Here is a 14,213-nt window from a genome sequence, read left to right as displayed (position 1 = left end):
CATTAAAAAATAGATTCATAGGTCGATAGTCTAATGACACATGTCGTTTCAAGTACAGATGGTTTCATTAGGTTCCAAAAGATCAAGTAAGTTTACCTAAATCTTTTCATGCCATCATAATTGTTTGACATTATGATAGCCTAGAGTTATTTTATTACTAAAAGCGATAATAGACAAAAATACACATAATGAAAGTATAAACTGAGTAAAATTTATTAAGACTAAAAAAGAGACGGAATGCTGGAACATTCCATCTCTTTTATCACAGTTTCCCGTCGCAACAAGGCAGGAGCTGTAATTATCATAAGGAGTCTTTCTTGGAACTACCCTGCTGTGGTGAGCAAGGTAGTTCCTTTTTTTCCGTTTTAATAAGTATAAACGGAATGATAACGATTGGAATCTATTAAAATTATAAAAAGATGTTATAATTTTAATAGAACAATATAATCAAGGGAGAGTGAGGATTACATGAAAAACCTAATACATATTTTAGTCGTCACAATGGCATGCCTCTTACTACCAACAACAACATTCGCATCTACTGAAGACGTTGCCAAGACGTGTAACTACACACAAGAAGAAGGTGAAAACCCCGACCTTCAGACTATGAACTGTTTACTTACTGAAACGGCTCTAAACTATGACGTCCCGCCTGAGATCGTCAAAGCCATTGCTGAGGGTGAAAGCGGAGATTGGCGCCATTTTGATGAGAATGGTGATGTTATTATAACTGAAGATAACGGGATCGGTATTATGCAAATCACCGATCAAGAAGACTATGATGAGGACCGTTTAAAAACGGATATCCTGTACAATATTAAAACTGGTGTTGAAATTTTAGATGACATGTACGAACGCACCGATTTACCGACCATCAACGATAATCATCGTGATTTTCTTGAACATTGGTATTTTGCCATCATGGCCTATAACGGTACTAAACCTATCAATAGCCCGATTGTTCAAGAAACAGGTGAACGAAACACAGACGCTTATCAAGAGAAAATTTTAAACATCGTAGAGGATTATAGTTTAGTAGAACTTGAACCACTCTCCTTTACACCTGATGAGTTTGACTACGATCCAGACAGTGATGAAAACATCGACTTTGTGACAACAGACTACCAATTCGACCAACCATTAACCAAAACGAAGCATAAATTTGAAGAAGGTCAACCGGTAACCGCAACGACTAGCATCAACATAAGAACAAACCCAACGACAGATAGTGCTCAAGTTGGAACATTAAAAGCAGGAGATGTCGCAACAATTAGTGGCCCATTTGAATATGACGATGTAGCATCAAAGAAAAACCATTTCGTATGGTACCCAGTTGAATTAAATGATGGCACCACAGGTTATGCTGCTTCAAGCTATTTAACTTTCAAATTTAGTGACGTTCCAGCCGGACATTATGCCGAAAAAGCGATTCAATATTTAGCGGAACGTGATATTTTAAGTGGAATTGGTAACGGGAAATTTGGTCTAAATCAGGAATTAACACGCTGGCAAGCCGTATTACTACTTAACCGCGCTAACGATGTATCAACAACTAACCGTCCAGACCTTGGATTTACAGATATCGATGAAGACTATTTATATTATGACAACATCGCTGCTGCCGTTGAGGAAAACTACTTTTCAGGCTATGAAAACAATACATTTAGGCCTAATATTACATTAACTCGTGCGGAAATGGCGAGTACGCTACAACGTATCTATCAATTTCCCGGTAAATATCAAAGTCTTCCATTTTCCGACGTACCATCTGGCAAGTGGTATACAGATGCTGTTACAAACCTATATCATGCTGGTATAACAGTTGGAGTGACGGAATCGGAATTCGGACCAAGTCAGACGATCACACGCGAACAATTTGCCGTCTTCCTCGCTCGTTCGATTAACGAGAACTTTAGCTTAGAAGTTGGTGAAACGTTTTTAAGTGAATTTGAGATGAGAGGTAATAGACTGTATGACTCAGACGGCGATTCTTTTGCAAGATACACTGGAAAGAACGAACACTCAAATTACGACGAAGCTTATTTTACAGAAGTTGATACCGTACGAGACCCTAAAAAAAGAGAAGCCTTTGCCGAATTTGTCATTGAAAAAGGGTTCCCAATGGAAAAAGATGAACTAGTTGAGCAAATTAAAAACAAAGAAAGCATCAATGCAGACAAATATAAATTCTATCAGATTATACCACCTCAGGATCGAACACCTGAGACAACCACTTACAAGGCTGAATGGAAATAACATTAAATCCACCACTCGAACAAGGGTGGTGGGTTTTGTATTAAAAAAAGAATCCCCGTCTCACCGAGGATTCAAGACCTATTGCTTTTCTACTATATAGTCATATAACTCTAAGTCAATTTTACCCTGCTCTTGTTCACGTTCCTCAAAATTCTCAGTATGGATAAAACTTCGTAAAGCCTGATAAAATGCTTCATCACCTGGTTCAAGATCACTTAAATACCCAAGCTCAACAAACGTGTTAACTAAAGCCTTCTTCCTTTCTTCATCTATTTCTACAATATTTTTTGCTTTTGGACGATTAAAATACAAACGATGCAGATGGTAAATACGATCTAGCTCTTCAATCGGCGACTCATGATCATCCACTCGTAAATCAAGATAACGATCATTATAACCGCCATACCCACCTTTTTCTTTAACAATAAATAAGGCAGCAGATTGCATCCCTCGCTTATCGCCCCCAGCCTTTTGAGCCGCATTTAAACATGCAATTAACCTCTCAGCAAGTGGTTCACCTTCCGAAGATTCAAATGTCTCAGCCAGTGCTGTGACCGTATCTTCTCCAACGAGGATATTTCCTTGAGCTGCGTAATTTTCACCTGCTTGACCACCAGCCCAATCATAACAATCCTCACCCGTAAAAGTAGCGGACGCTCCATTAAAATCAACAACTCCAACTTGACGCATCGACGCATCCGGATCATCTTTAACCAACTCATCTAAGGCTTCCTGAGCGGACTTCCCTTCCTTTAGTAACTTCAAACCATCTGGACCAAAAGCCGTATTCGCCATGGACTGTGTCGCAACAGCTCCAACATTTGCCTCTGCCCATGGCACGACCGCACCCACACCTAAAAACTTAGACTGAGTCGCTACCCCCAACTCACCTGTTTTGGGATCAAACCCAACAATTGAAAACGTCGCAACCAAATTGTCTGGTGTCTTTGACATGATTAGCCTCCTCATTATTTTTCTAAAGCTCTATTAATGATTAACTCAGCTGCTAACAACCCAACTGAGTCATTCTGTTCCCAAATCCGATCATAATGTTCTAACGAAACTGGGGCTGGCCCTGCGTAAGGCGCAACCTCTGGTGTTAAGCCCGGCGCATTAAATTCCCGTGCAAACCAATCAGAAAACATACCGCCACTCGAACCCGAATGTATTGAATACCCCGTCTTCTCACTGATTGCCTCAGCACCCCGAACGGCCTCATCTTCAACTTCGCTAGGGAGGTTATCACCCCAATACAACACCTCACCAGATGAGTGATAGGATAAAGCCAGCTGAAAATCGTGTTCCTTAGTAAAATTAACGATTGCTTTTACCTCAGGTTCACTCATCGGCTCATAACCTTTAAAGTTTAACGAATGAGGCTCTCCGGTATCACTATGTGCATGTTCCCAACCAGTATCATAATTGCGATTTAAATCGACCCCTCTTGCATTCGCTTTCCAATGAGAAAAATCGGAATCACCATCATTTAGTTCAAGTAAAAACTCTGTATTACTTAGAGCATCAGTACCTTTTTGTACTAATGTTACCCCATCAGGATTCACCATCGGCACATAATAAATGGATACGTTTTGCAGCAACTTACGAACGTTATAACCATCTATCATGTCATTCTCAACAAAAGCCTGACTATATGTATCTAGTTGATTCATTACTAGATTCGTCGTAATCCACTCACGCGCATGAGTCGCAGCACTAATGAATATCTCTGTCTCCCCATAGCCTAAGCGAGCAGCGTATATCTCCCGTCCATCGACTGATTCTCCAATGACTTCAGTCGTCACCAAACCCGGATAATTCTTCTCTAGAGCTAGCAGATCCTCAACCATCTGCGTATAAGTATACTCTGTTTTGGGATCTACAATCGGATCGGTATTAATGACATCACTCGCAGATAAAATTAATGACGGTGAATGAAACGATGGTTTAGGCTCCATATTAAATTGATAGGTTTGATGCTCTAATACCCTATCACCCTTTAAAAATATTAATAGAATAATAATCGATATAAAAACGCCTCCAACGATGACCCACAACCTGTTGTTATTTCTCAAACCGAATCCCCCAAAATGAGCTTTTTATATATTATATCAGAAAAATAAAAAAGTTAGGTTAAATAGAATGAATAACCTAACTTTTTTATTAATACATAAAATTATACTTTCTCGAAAACATATGCTCCTTCACTAAACTCTTTAAATCTAACACGATCTCCAATATTTACATCCTGATTCATATATCCAGTTACTCTTAACCTATCAGTCATCTGAACCAAAACAACATGATAAGGGGCATGTTCAGCAAATTTTGGTGGTGCTATATGAATAGTCGTATAACTATAAATATCACCTGTCTCGTTTATGTTTACCTTTGAGAATTCGGTATGACGACATTTTGGGCAATAATATTTAGTTGTTAAACTTTCATAACCACAATGTCTACATTGGTATGCTTGCATAAGTTACACCCTCTCTAAAATATGGACTGTTGAGTAAGAACCTGTTCCACCTAAGTTTTGGGCTAAACCAATCTTAGCACCCTCAACTTGGTTAACGGCTGTTCCTCTTAACTGATGGGTAATTTGATAAATTTGCGAGACGCCAGTTGCTCCAATTGGGTGTCCTTTCGACAGAAGTCCACCACTTGTATTAATTGGTTTATCGCCATCAGGTTTAGTCCGTCCTTGCTCCACTGCTAAATAACCTTCGCCTCGGTTAAAGAACCCTAACTCTTCAGAAGAGATAATCTCGGTCATAGAAAAACAATCATGTATTTCTACAACATCAATATCTTCAGGCCCTAATCCTGCTTTTTCATAAGCTAAGCGACCAGACTCACCGACAGCTGGAATCGATAATAAGTTTTCAGCATTTTGCATTTGTGTTGGACCAGATGCTTGGGCGCTACTTTTAATTTCAATATCTGATTTATTTTTAGAAACAACAACTGCTGCTGCTCCATCAGTTGTTGGCGAACAATCAAATAACCCGAGTGGTTCAGTAATCATTCGCGCTTCCATGATCTCTTCAATCGTCGCAGGCTTCGTAAATTGTGCCAATGGATTATTAATCGCATTTTCACGATTTTTCAAAGCTACCTGAGCTAAATGCTTCTTTGTTGCTCCTGTTTCATGGAAATAACGATTCGCTAATACGCCAAAAAAACCTGGGAATGTTAACCCGGCGTGTTTTTCATTTGAATCATTATCCATTGCGGCATTAATGGCTTCAGTTACTTCAATGGTTGAGACATGTTTCATTTTCTCAACTCCCGCAACTAATACGGTATCGTATTCTCCGCTTAAAATGCCTAAGATTGCCTGACGAAAGGCAATTCCACCTGAAGCACAAGCCCCTTCAATTTTAGCGGTTGGAACATATCCTAAACCAAGATCATTCGCAACAATGGCACCGAGTATTTCTTGGTTATAAACAGAACCACCCATAAAATTACCAACAAAGACGGCATCAACTTCAGGGTTACCCGCATCTTTTAATGCTTCAATAGAGGCTTCAAGAAGTAAGTCTTTCATTGTTTTGTCTTCTAATTTTCCGAACTTTGTCATCCCTATACCGTGAACGTAGATGCTCATTTTGTGACCTCCTCAAGATGTTTCTTACGTAATTCACGTTTTAAAATTTTTCCGTAAGAACTTTTGGGTAACTGATCAACAACTCGAATATCTTTTGGCTTTTTAAAGCTAGCTAAATGCTCCTTACACAAAGCAATTAACTCTTCCTCTTCAATCTTAGTAGTCCCATTTGGAACCACGTACGCGACGACCGATTCACCCCATTTATTATCTGGTATTCCAATGACGCAAGTTTCTTTAATCCCTTCATGTTTGTTCAGTACTTCTTCTACCTCACGTGGGTAAATGTTTACCCCACCAGAGATGATTACGTCTTTAATTCGATCGACGATGTGTAAGTAGTCTTGCTCATCAACCCAACCTAAGTCACCAGTATATAACCAACCTTCCTGAAGCGTTTTATTCGTTGCTTCTTCATTATTCCAATAGCCTTGCATGACCAGCGAACCTTTACAAACAATTTCACCCACTTCACCACTAGGTAATTCATTTCCATCTGAGTCAATAATTTCCATATCTACAAATGGGCCGGTACGACCTGCTGATTCTAACCGATTTCCGATTTCATCTCGCGGCATTACCGTGATACACATTGGTGCCTCAACCTGACCATAAGTTTCTACAAATTTAGTACCTAATTTTTCTAATGCTAGCTGTAGTTTACTAGCCGCAATTGGAGATCCTGCCATGTTAATCGATTTAATCGATTTCAGTTTCTCTGGATCAAAATCTGGATGCTGGATCATTAAGTTGACCATCGTTGGTACTAGGAAAATGACTGAAACTTGATCTTTTTCAATATCATCTATAAACTCTTCTGGGCTAAATTTGTTATAGACGACTTGTGTATTGCCGTGTAACCATGACACATGAGATAAGAAATTACTTCCATGCGTTAATGGTGCTACATGTCCGATGACATCACGGTTAGTCACTTCACAAATCTGACTAAGTGAAAGCGCCCCGGCTAACATATTACGATGGCTGAGCATGACCCCTTTAGGGTTTCCCGTCGTACCGGATGTGTACATAATCGCAAACAAATCGTCTTCCTCTACTTCTTCGTCGACGACATGCCCTAAATGCTCTTGTATAACTGCATCATAATCATTTCCTATAAATAATGAAGAGAATGGTAGATTAATAGGTTCGATTAATTCTTTTTCACCGATGACAACAGATAATTGGGCATCATTAATCATATATTCATGCTCTTTTGGGTGGAGTCGGTAGTTTAGCGGCACTTTAACAAAACCACCAAAAGCTGCTGCTAAATCTAACTCCACATGCTCGTGACGATTAGACATTAAAACAGCAAAACGATCGCCTTTTTTAAGACCTTGGCTTTTAAAAAAACTCGCCATTGCCATCGCACGATCATAAAGTTCTGAATACGTAATTGTTATGTCTCTAAATTTTACAGCTGGTTTGTCAGGATATGCCTTCATCACCTTTTTTGCTTGCAAACTTAATGTTTCCATTGATTATGACCTCCCCTGTGAGAATTTGAATACAGGTAATTTCCAATGATCATCAATTTCACGCTGTAGGTGAATACCACTAGCAGGCTTTAACACGTACTCCATGGTAACAGCCGTCGGATTTTCACCTTTTAGAAAGTGACCACCTGTAATATTTCCGTCTGGATCTACGATGAGCCCATGGAAATGAACATCAAGCTCTCCATTTACATCTAAACCGATAAAACCTGTTCCAGATAAAATTTCAACTGGTTTCTCAATATGAATCGTGTCGGTATATCCTATGTCTCCCTCAGCATTTTGATTAATTTGAACCATACCAACTTGTTTCAGTGAACCAATGCATTGAAACGTTGCTGTTTGTATGCCATGCTCTTTACAAACCTCAATCATGCCTTCAAATAAGTCCACATCCTTTGTTAGTCGCCCCATTACGACTTGACCGCTTTCTCCTTTAACACTTTCAATGTGATCGAAATTAGCCAATATCAACACCTCCATCAATTCTTAGTGTTTGAGCTGTCGTATATCCAGCAGCTGGTGAAGCAAAATATGTAACAGCTTCTGCGATATCGTCTGGTTGCCCCATTCGCTTAATGACTTGCTGGTCAAAGTTATAACTTAAACCTGCTGTAATTCCGGTTTCTGTTGCACCTGGTGCGACTGTGTTACACGTAATATCAAATTCACCTAATTCTTTGGCGACCCATTTTGTAAGGGCGATTAAAGCTCCTTTAGAGGCAGAATATGCGGGACCCGACCGACCTTTTTTAGACCCTTGATGACTTGAAATAACTCCTCCATTAATCCCAGAAACTGAACTAATATTGATAATTCGACCATAATTATTCTCTAGCATGTGCGGATAAACGACTGCTTGCATAAACAAATAAGCTGCTTTCAAATTCGTATCTAAATCCCGATTCCAAATATCCTCAGTCATTTCCTCTAAATCAACACGACCACAAGTTCCGGCATTATTCACTAGAATGTGAACCGTGCCAAATGTTTTTACTGTGTCATCGACGACTCCTTGAACAAAATCAGCATCGCGAATATCACCTTGTTTTTCTAAGATATCAACGTTTGGGTTAACTTCTTTGATTTTTTCTATTGTTTGTTCACAAGAATTTAAATCGACTAAGGTTACATTGGTGCCTTTTTCAGCTAATTTAACCGCCGAAGCTCCTCCAATTCCACCTGCAGCACCTGTAATAATGGCTGAATGATTTTTCATACTAAGATGTCCTCCTCTTTAATCTATTCCTAATAGATTTGGTAAAAATGTAGAAATGCTAGGAATATATGTGATCATAAATAAAACAATAATAGATGCTATTAAATACGGTATGATTGATTTCGATAAACTTGCTAATGATGCGCCCGATATACCCGATGCAACATATAAATTTAAACCTACTGGCGGCGTAAATAACCCAATGGCCAAGTTGACTGTCATAAGTACCCCGATAACAGTTGGGTCGACCTCAATAAATAGTAAGACGGGAAGAACAATCGGAACAAAAATATAGAATGCTGAAATCGCATCAATAAACGCACCCGCAACTAATAGAAGCAAGTTAATCATTAATAGAATAATAATTGGATTTTCCGTAAGCGTCAGCATCGAATCGGCAATGTCTCTAGCAATACGCTCAGACGTAATGATATGTGCAAATAACGAGGCCGCACTGACAATAAACATAATGACCGCTGTTTGTAACGATGCTTCTACGAACACACGGTATAATTTTTTAATCGATAATTCACGATATATCACTATGCCTACAAATAACCCATAGAATACTGCCACTACCGCCGCCTCAGTCGGTGTGAAATAGCCACTATAGATTCCACCTAAAATTATAATCGGTATGAGTAGTCCCCAAAACGCGGATAAAAACGCTTTACCGATTTCTGAAAGTGAAGCTCGTTCTTGTTTTAAAGGTTGATCATTCGTCACTAATTTTTGATCATTTCGACGACGAACGATTAGTGTTGTGATAATTAACGCCAAGGCTAATAGAACCCCTGGAACAATCCCAGCTATAAATAAACGCCCAATCGTGACATCTATTTGATCACCTGCCACAACGGCAAATACGATAAACGCAATACTTGGTGGAATAATTATCCCAACAGAACCCGAACTAGCCACAAGTGACGAAGCTGTTTCCTTCGTATAACCATTTCGAACTAAGGCAGGTATTAGAATACTACCAATGGCAGCTACTGTAGCCGGACCAGAACCCGAAATGGCTGCAAAGAATAAGGCGACAAATACTGTGACAAATACAATTCCACTTTTAAAGTGCCCCACTAAAGCTTGAGCAAAATTAATCAGCCGACGTGAGATTCCGGAATGTTCCATGATCACACCTGCTAAAATAAAAAATGGAATCGCTAATAATGTAAATTTAGAAATACTTGTATACATAATACTTCCAATTAACGTTAACCCTGTCGTTCCATCAATTAAATAGAGGGCAACAATAGAGGTAATTCCGAGTGAAATAGCAATCGGTACACTGAGTAAGATTAATAGAAAAAACAAACCAAATAATACAAGCGTAATCATTCATCTACCTCCTGTTCCCCGTTCACTAGTTCTTTCCACTGTTTAATAGACACCTGAATCGTTCTTAATAGACATAATCCAGCACCAATGGGAAGTGCCATCGTATAAATCCATTGTGGCCAACCAAGGGCAGGCGTTTTATTATTGATATCCATTTGATATAACGCTGTATCATAACCGTAATAACCGACTGTCACAAAAAAGACAATCGCAATAACCGCTAGGAAAACAATGATTGATTTCTTTATAGACTTAGGCGAGATATCAAATAACAAAGAGAAGCCAAGGTGCGCGTGTTTACGCACACCAATTGAGGCTCCTACAAAAGTTAAAAATACAAATAAATTAACAGTTACTTCTTCTGTAAAAGCAAGTGATAAATCTAAGAAATTACGAGTTAATACGTTAGTAAATGCGATAATGGACATGACCGCTAATACTACTGCGACTATTACTTCCTCGATATGATCTAACCATTTAGTCATGTCTAATCCCCTCTCTTTTAAATTAAGGTGTGAAGGCTTCTAGTAAATCAGAACCCCAAATATCTTCATACTCGTCGTAAATCGGTTGTACAGCTTCTTGGAAAGCATCCAATTCTTCATCAGTTGGATAGTAGAACTGCATACCAGCATCTTTTAATTCTTCGATCTGTTCTGCTTCCTTCTCACGTGCTAATTCGACTTGATAGTCTGCTGCTTCAGCTCCTAAACGACTAATTAACTCTTGATCTTCTTCGCTCATGGAGTCGTATAATTCTTTATTAATCCCTAATACAAGTGGGTCATAAGAGTAGTTCCACATGGTAATATAATCTTGTACTTCTTCTAACTTAGAGGAATGAATAACATCAATTGGGTTCTCCTGACCATCGATCGCACCTTGTTGTAATGATGTAAATACTTCAGAGAATGTCATGGTTGATGGGTTCGCCCCAAGCTCTCTCCATAAATCCGTATACATTGTAATACCAGGAATACGAATATCTAATCCGTCAATATCCCCTGGTGATTTAATCGGATGAGCACTATTTGTTACTTGACGGAAACCATTCTGTCCAAAACCAAGTGGCTCAACTCCAATATCTCTTAACACTTCATTAATTGCTTCGCCACCTTCACCGTTAAAGACTTTATCAACTTCTTCTAGATCTCTAAAAAGGAATGGCGCACTCGCAACTCCAAAGCGGTCATCTAAAATCGAATAGATGATCGTTGAGTTAAATGTTAAATCAATATTACCTCTAGATAACAATTCAACCGCTTGCCCAGAGTCCCCATTTGAAAGACCTTCATTAGGGTAAACTTCCATCGTAATTCTTCCATCCGTTTCATCTTCTAAATCTTGAGCTAACTTCTCAGCTGCTTCATACCATGTCGATGTTTCAGTTACCGTAACGGACATTTGTAATTCATACGATTCGTTTTCAGCAGATCCTGCTGAACCACCTTCAGAACAAGCACTTAATAGTGACACGATTAAACCAATTGAAACTAAAAACAACAACTTCTTTTTCATTTTAAAAATCCTCCCCTAATTCTCTAAAATATATTTTTGAATAAAATCAACTAAATGAAGCGCTTCCATTTGGTCTGATAATCCAGCCCGTTCAATCCCCATCTTCATCTGTAATAAACAACCTGGATTCGTCGTTATAATGATACTGGCATGAGTACTCTCTACATCTTCCATCTTGTTATCTAATATTCGAATAGACATTTCAGGTTGGACCAAATTATAGATTCCAGCAGAACCGCAACATTGATCAGCAGATTTTAGATCAACAAAATGGACATTCTCGATAGACTTTAAGATTTCTCTCGGTTCATCTTTGACAAGATTGACGTTTCTTAGATGACAGGAGTCTTGGTATGTAACAGTTATTTCTTTGTCCCCTATATAACTTAAACCTTTTTCAGTAAGCCCTAGTTCATAAATCAATGACGTAATGTCGATAATTTTGTCTGAAAAAGCTTTGGCCTTCTCTAACAATTCAGGCTCATCTTTTAACAAGTGGTCATACTCAGATAGGAAAGCACCACAACCGCCTGCATTGTTCACAATATAATCTACATCCATCTCCAGAAAGCTCTCTATATTTTGCTTTGCATTCTCTCGAGCCTTATCCAATTCTCCACTGTGCCCTTGAAGTGCACCGCAACAAACTTGATGTTCAGGAACCCATACATCACAACCTAGTTCCTGTAGTAGGTTTACAGTTGCTTCATTGGTCTTAGAGAACATCGGCTCCATTAAACATCCTGTAAAAAACGCTACTTTTTTGTTCTGTCTCTTCCCTTCATATACCACACCCTTTTCAACTTCATTTTTTTCAATTCGAGGCAACACTTTTTCCATATCCTTCATAACAGATGGGAAAAATGATAGAATTCCCATTTTTCTTGTAAGCGTTTGCAAACCTGACCGTTGATAAAACTTCACCATACCTGCTGTACGATTCATTTTCTGCTGATCTTTAAACAAATGATCAAACGCTGCATGTCGAACAACCTTCTCTTTAACCGACTGTTTCTTTTCTTTTTGAATCACATTTCTAGCACTTTCAAGAAGTGACCCATATTCAACACCAGCCGGACAAGCCGGTTCACATGCTCGACATCCCAAGCATAGATCTAACGATTCCTCGACCGAATCATCAAAAGGAAGATCACCATCTCGAACAGCCTTCATTAAAGCAATCCGACCTCTTGGTGATTGTGCTTCATCATAATTGGAATGAATATAAGTCGGACAAGCCGGTAGACAAAAGCCACATCGCATACAATCAAGCAGTTTCGTTTCTTCAATCTCCTCTTGAAAACCTTGCTGAATTCGACTTTGAAGCTCTGCACTAGACATTTGATACCACCACACGTTTTTTTGTAGACTTTGCAAACACCTTGCCAGGATTCATGATGTTATTTGGATCAATTGCTTGCTTAATCGCTTTCATAATTTCGATCCCTAACTCGCCTACTTTCCATTCGAGATAAGGCGCTTTCATTTCCCCAACACCATGTTCTCCTGTGATTGTACCTCCCATATCAACGGCAATTTGGAAGATCTCTGCAAAAGCCTCTTCCACTCGAGCCATTTCCTCCTTATCCCGAGCATCCGTTGCACAGGTCGGATGAAGGTTACCATCACCCGCGTGGCCAAACGTATGAATGCGAACATCATATTTATCAGCCACCTTCTTAATCTCCCTAACCATCGGTGCGATTTTACTTCGAGGAACCGTTGCATCCTCTAAAATTGTTGTAGGAGATAAATATGCTAAACACGAAAGCGCATCTTTTCTCGCACGTGTCAGTTCTTCTGCTTCCTGTTCTGTAACCGCTTTCGATAAACTCAATGCTCCATACTCCTTACAAATGCTATACATCTTTTCTATATCTTGCTCTACAATCTCTTTAGGGCCATCTTGCTCAATGAGTAAAATCGCTTCACAATCGGTTGGTAATCCAATCTGTTTATATCCTTCAACAACTTGAATCGTTCCCTGATCCATAAACTCTAACGTTGCCGGAATAATCCGATTCGCTAAAATGGCCGAGACGGTTTCAGCTGCATCTTCTAAGGATTCATATACTGCCAACATCGTTTCTTTATAAAACGGCTTAGGAATTAATTTTAATGTTGCCTCTGTTACAATTCCTAATGTCCCTTCTGAACCCACGAGTAAACTTTTTAAATCATATCCAGCAACATCCTTGGCAAGCTTACCACCGGTTCGAACGATGTCACCGTTAGGTAACACGACTTCTAAAGCTAAAATGTAATCCTTTGTAACACCGTATTTCAAACCCCTTAAGCCGCCTGAGTTTTCACTGATATTGCCACCAATTGTAGAAATCTTCCCAGAGCTTGGGTCAGGTGGATAAAATAAACCTTGTTCTTCAACATACTGGTGAATCTCTTCTGTCAAGACCCCTGGTTGTACCGTTAGAGCTAAGTTCTCTTCATCTAGCTCAACGATGTCGTTCATATTACGGAAAATAAGAACCACACCGCCCTGACTTGGAGTTGTTCCTGCTGCGAGATTCGTCCCCGAGCCTCTCGGAACAATTGGTAAGCCATGCTTTTGACAAAGCTTCACGATTCCAGCGACTTCCTCTGTATTTCGTGGCGAGACAACTAAATCAGGTAATGACTGGAAACTAGCAGTTGCATCGTATGAATAAGCTAATCGCGTCGCATTGGAATCCTGAATATTATGTACACCAACAATGTCTTCAAATTCTTTGATGATTATTTCGTCTAAAATTACCCCCGCCTCCTTCCTTCA

The 14,213-nt window shown here is 39.3% G+C and carries 13 protein-coding genes; 1 reads left to right on the top strand and 12 read right to left on the bottom strand.

Annotated elements, in window-relative coordinates; genetic code table 11:
• The first annotated feature begins 468 nt into the window (after positions 1–468).
• Positions 469–2,256, top strand: a complete 1,788-nt coding sequence (locus BLP77_RS09415) for an S-layer homology domain-containing protein (RefSeq protein WP_093856870.1) — start codon at positions 469–471, stop codon at positions 2,254–2,256.
• A gap of 78 nt (positions 2,257–2,334) precedes the next feature.
• Here the strand turns inward: BLP77_RS09415 and BLP77_RS09410 are convergent, their stop codons facing one another.
• The 12 genes from BLP77_RS09410 to BLP77_RS09355 all read right to left on the bottom strand — a co-directional run bounded on the left by BLP77_RS09410 (position 2,335) and on the right by BLP77_RS09355 (position 14,192).
• Positions 2,335–3,210, bottom strand: a complete 876-nt coding sequence (locus BLP77_RS09410) for a DUF1028 domain-containing protein (protein WP_093856869.1) — start codon at positions 3,208–3,210, stop codon at positions 2,335–2,337.
• 14 nt (positions 3,211–3,224) lie between these two features.
• Positions 3,225–4,328, bottom strand: coding sequence for a M14 family zinc carboxypeptidase (locus BLP77_RS09405; RefSeq protein ID WP_093856868.1), 1,104 nt, complete (start codon positions 4,326–4,328; stop codon positions 3,225–3,227).
• A 101-nt stretch (positions 4,329–4,429) separates the two neighbouring features.
• Entirely contained in the window at positions 4,430–4,732 is a 303-nt protein-coding gene (locus BLP77_RS09400; protein ID WP_093856867.1) for a Zn-ribbon domain-containing OB-fold protein, read from the bottom strand.
• A 3-nt stretch (positions 4,733–4,735) separates the two neighbouring features.
• On the bottom strand, positions 4,736–5,866 hold the full coding sequence (locus tag BLP77_RS09395; protein WP_093856866.1) for a thiolase C-terminal domain-containing protein: 1,131 nt from the start codon (positions 5,864–5,866) through the stop codon (positions 4,736–4,738).
• Positions 5,863–7,347, bottom strand: coding sequence for a class I adenylate-forming enzyme family protein (locus BLP77_RS09390; protein ID WP_093856865.1), 1,485 nt, complete (start codon positions 7,345–7,347; stop codon positions 5,863–5,865). The genes BLP77_RS09395 and BLP77_RS09390 overlap by 4 nt, the downstream gene beginning before the upstream one ends.
• Positions 7,348–7,350: 3 nt before the next feature.
• Positions 7,351–7,833, bottom strand: a complete 483-nt coding sequence (locus BLP77_RS09385; RefSeq protein ID WP_093856864.1) for a PPC domain-containing DNA-binding protein — start codon at positions 7,831–7,833, stop codon at positions 7,351–7,353.
• Positions 7,826–8,584 (bottom strand): SDR family NAD(P)-dependent oxidoreductase, encoded by a 759-nt coding sequence (locus BLP77_RS09380; protein WP_093856863.1) that lies wholly within the window; start codon positions 8,582–8,584, stop codon positions 7,826–7,828. Before BLP77_RS09380 ends, BLP77_RS09385 begins: the two co-directional genes overlap by 8 nt.
• 18 nt (positions 8,585–8,602) lie before the next feature.
• Positions 8,603–9,925, bottom strand: a complete 1,323-nt coding sequence (locus BLP77_RS09375) for a TRAP transporter large permease (RefSeq protein ID WP_093856862.1) — start codon at positions 9,923–9,925, stop codon at positions 8,603–8,605.
• On the bottom strand, positions 9,922–10,410 hold the full coding sequence (locus tag BLP77_RS09370; RefSeq protein ID WP_093856861.1) for a TRAP transporter small permease: 489 nt from the start codon (positions 10,408–10,410) through the stop codon (positions 9,922–9,924). Before BLP77_RS09370 ends, BLP77_RS09375 begins: the two co-directional genes overlap by 4 nt.
• Before the next feature lie 22 nt (positions 10,411–10,432).
• The gene (locus BLP77_RS09365; protein ID WP_093856860.1) at positions 10,433–11,443 is read right to left on the bottom strand and encodes a DctP family TRAP transporter solute-binding subunit; all 1,011 of its coding nucleotides are present in this window, start codon (positions 11,441–11,443) and stop codon (positions 10,433–10,435) included.
• Positions 11,444–11,458: 15 nt separating this feature from the next.
• Positions 11,459–12,784 carry a (Fe-S)-binding protein gene (locus BLP77_RS09360; RefSeq protein WP_093856859.1) on the bottom strand — a complete coding sequence of 442 codons (1,326 nt, stop codon included), beginning with the start codon at positions 12,782–12,784 and terminating at the stop codon, positions 11,459–11,461.
• Positions 12,777–14,192, bottom strand: a complete 1,416-nt coding sequence (locus BLP77_RS09355) for an FAD-binding oxidoreductase (RefSeq protein WP_093856858.1) — start codon at positions 14,190–14,192, stop codon at positions 12,777–12,779. Before BLP77_RS09355 ends, BLP77_RS09360 begins: the two co-directional genes overlap by 8 nt.
• Between the last annotated feature and the right edge of the window lie 21 nt (positions 14,193–14,213).

Origin of the sequence: Tenuibacillus multivorans (genome assembly GCF_900103915.1) — a bacterium.
Lineage (GTDB): Bacteria > Bacillota > Bacilli > Bacillales > Alkalibacillaceae > Tenuibacillus > Tenuibacillus multivorans.
The sequence above is the reverse complement of the archived record's forward strand: the minus strand, read 5'-3'. Positions and strand labels throughout refer to the sequence as shown.

Bases quoted from the DNA above. Each gene is read 5' to 3' on its own strand.
- BLP77_RS09415 (WP_093856870.1), top strand. From the start codon at position 469: ATGAAAAACCTAATACATATTTTAGTCGTCACAATGGCATGCCTCTTA.
- BLP77_RS09410 (WP_093856869.1), bottom strand. From the start codon at position 3,210: ATGTCAAAGACACCAGACAATTTGGTTGCGACGTTTTCAATTGTTGGG.
- BLP77_RS09400 (WP_093856867.1), bottom strand. From the start codon at position 4,732: ATGCAAGCATACCAATGTAGACATTGTGGTTATGAAAGTTTAACAACT.
- BLP77_RS09395 (WP_093856866.1), bottom strand. From the start codon at position 5,866: ATGAGCATCTACGTTCACGGTATAGGGATGACAAAGTTCGGAAAATTA.
- BLP77_RS09390 (WP_093856865.1), bottom strand. From the start codon at position 7,347: ATGGAAACATTAAGTTTGCAAGCAAAAAAGGTGATGAAGGCATATCCT.
- BLP77_RS09380 (WP_093856863.1), bottom strand. From the start codon at position 8,584: ATGAAAAATCATTCAGCCATTATTACAGGTGCTGCAGGTGGAATTGGA.
- BLP77_RS09375 (WP_093856862.1), bottom strand. From the start codon at position 9,925: ATGATTACGCTTGTATTATTTGGTTTGTTTTTTCTATTAATCTTACTC.
- BLP77_RS09370 (WP_093856861.1), bottom strand. From the start codon at position 10,410: ATGACTAAATGGTTAGATCATATCGAGGAAGTAATAGTCGCAGTAGTA.
- BLP77_RS09365 (WP_093856860.1), bottom strand. From the start codon at position 11,443: ATGAAAAAGAAGTTGTTGTTTTTAGTTTCAATTGGTTTAATCGTGTCA.
- BLP77_RS09360 (WP_093856859.1), bottom strand. From the start codon at position 12,784: ATGTCTAGTGCAGAGCTTCAAAGTCGAATTCAGCAAGGTTTTCAAGAG.